Annotated in this window: 3 protein-coding genes; 1 reads left to right on the top strand and 2 read right to left on the bottom strand. The window is 69.8% G+C overall.

Translation table 11 applies throughout. From position 1 onward, the window contains the following. Positions 1-254 (bottom strand): PIN domain-containing protein (locus tag ADBZ5U_RS16000; RefSeq protein ID WP_526811842.1); only part of this gene is annotated, 254 nt, incomplete at its 3' end. Positions 255-730: 476 nt separating this feature from the next. Further along, complete coding sequence (locus ADBZ5U_RS16005) at positions 731-1,438, bottom strand: hypothetical protein (RefSeq protein WP_526811844.1); 708 nt, start codon at positions 1,436-1,438, stop codon at positions 731-733. Positions 1,439-1,514: 76 nt separating this feature from the next. On the opposite strand from ADBZ5U_RS16005, the gene ADBZ5U_RS16010 reads away from it, so the two are divergent. Next, positions 1,515-2,081 (top strand): carboxylesterase family protein (locus tag ADBZ5U_RS16010; protein ID WP_526811846.1); only part of this gene is annotated, 567 nt, incomplete at its 3' end.

Below are 2,081 nucleotides of genomic sequence, written 5' to 3' on the forward strand. Positions count from 1 at the left end.
ATCGCGGCGATCGCCGTATCCCGCGGACTGCCCGTCGTCACCCAAGACGACGACTCCAGGTCCGCGATGGCCTCCAGGGTGGCCAGTCGTCGGGCACGGACCTCGGCTGAACCGGCAGCCAGAATCCCGGCGGTGAGTTCGGCCAGCGTGATCACGGTCGTCGCGACCTCGTCGGGGATGCGCGTGTCGAGCAGTGGACGCCCGCTCTCGCCGGCGATGAACACCGACGTGTCGAGCACGCCGGCCTTGCTCACCGAATCGGCCCGAGGTCGTCGGTGGTCTCACCCAGGACGGTCAGTTCGTGGCGCAGCTCAGGGTCGGCTTGAACTCTTCTTAGGCGCTGTGCCACTTCGGCGCCGGACTGCCACCGCCGCGAACCGGGGCCAGCCGCGGGACGACACACCCAGCGCTCGGCATGGGCCGCCCCGAGGGGGTGTCATCCCGCTGGGACCTTGTGCTGCAGTCGGACGAAGCTACGGCGACGGCGTGGTTTCCAAATACCAATTTGCCACGACGGTGGTGATCTCCAGGTTGTGCTGGTGTCGATAGATCGGGCGGGGCGAGTGGTAATCCCCAAAGCACTGAGGGTCGCGCTCGGGATCACCCCGGATGCACCCTGAATTGCTGGCAAACAATCGGGTTGCCGGTAAAAGTCAGGTCTATGGCCCCGGACACCAATACCTGGCAAACGTCAATTACAACGGCAGCGATCGTCGGAAATGGGCCTGGCTCAGCAGGCGTACTGCACCCCGACGCCGTCCTGCGGCGGGTCCTGCCGGGTACACCCGTACGCCTCGATCCCGGCGTCGCTGTAGCGCACCGCGGCCTTGTTGGCGTAGTTCACGCACACCAGCACGGCAGGGTCGGCGCGGCAGCGGAAGTCACCGAACGACAGCGACCCGCCCGGTGGCAGCGGCGGGCCCTGCCCGGCGCTGAACCGCCCAGGATCGCCGTGCGCCGAGCCGACCCGGACTCCGGCGGCGTCGAAGTCCACCCAGCCGCCCTTCCACACCCCGTAGACGTCCGGCGGTTGCCGCGGCGGGTCCGTCAGGTTCACCAGGCAGGCAAGACCGCCGGCCACCCGCTTGGTGTCGGTCATGCAACTCGTTCCCGAGGCGGTGGTGAACGCCGTGTCGTCGCCGAGGGCGGTGGTGGTGCCGTTGCGGGTGGCCACCCGGAAGTCCGCACCGTCGACCGGGGGACCGGCTTCCACCCACGCGGCGGCCTCACCGGCGGCGGCGTTCGGTCCCGGGGCGTCCTGGCCCGGGGCCGACGTCGACGTCGACGTCGACGTCGAGGTGGTGGCGGAGGTCTTCGGCGGGGTCGCGCCGCTGGTGCGGGTGATCGGGGTGAGTCCGGTCGGGCCCGGCTTGCCGGCCGGAACCTGGGAACACCCCGCGACCAGCGCCGACGCGGCCAACAACACGGCAATCCGCATCCGGCCAGGTTAGCCGCCAGGCGACGGCCGGCACGTCAGGCGCGGCGGGGGGACGAATTCGCTAACGTCGGTAGATATGCATCAGCACACCGTTGTGGTCGACACCGCCGGCGGGAAGGTCGAGGGCTTCACCCGCGACGGGGTGAACCGGTGGCGCTCGATTCCCTACGCCGCTCCGCCGGTGGGCCCGCTGCGTTTCCGCGCCCCGCAGCCCGCCGCGGCCTGGACCGGGGTGCGGCCGTGTCACCGGTTCACCGATTGCGCACCGCAGCACCGGGTCTACACCATGATCGCGCCCGGAAAGTACCAGCCGATGAGCGAGGACTGCCTGACCCTCAACGTCGTCACCCCGCGGTGGCACGGCCCGGGGCCGGACGGTGAACCGCTGCCGGTGATGGTGTTCATCCACGGCGGCGGCTACATCATGGGCAGTTCGGCCACCCCGATCTACGACGGCGCACCCCTGGCCCGGCGGGGCTGTGTGTATGTGTCGGTGAACTACCGGTTGGGCGCCCTGGGCTGTGTGGACCTGTCCTCACTGTCCACCCCCGAGGTGCCGATCGACGGCAACCTGTTCCTGCGCGACATCGTGATGGCGCTGCGCTGGGTGGAACAGAACATCGCCGCCTTCGGCGGGGACCCC

It is taken from the genome of Mycobacterium sp. (assembly GCF_040398885.1).
Lineage (GTDB): Bacteria > Actinomycetota > Actinomycetes > Mycobacteriales > Mycobacteriaceae > Mycobacterium.

Bases quoted from the DNA above. Each gene is read 5' to 3' on its own strand.
- ADBZ5U_RS16005 (WP_526811844.1), bottom strand. From the start codon at position 1,438: ATGCGGATTGCCGTGTTGTTGGCCGCGTCGGCGCTGGTCGCGGGGTGT.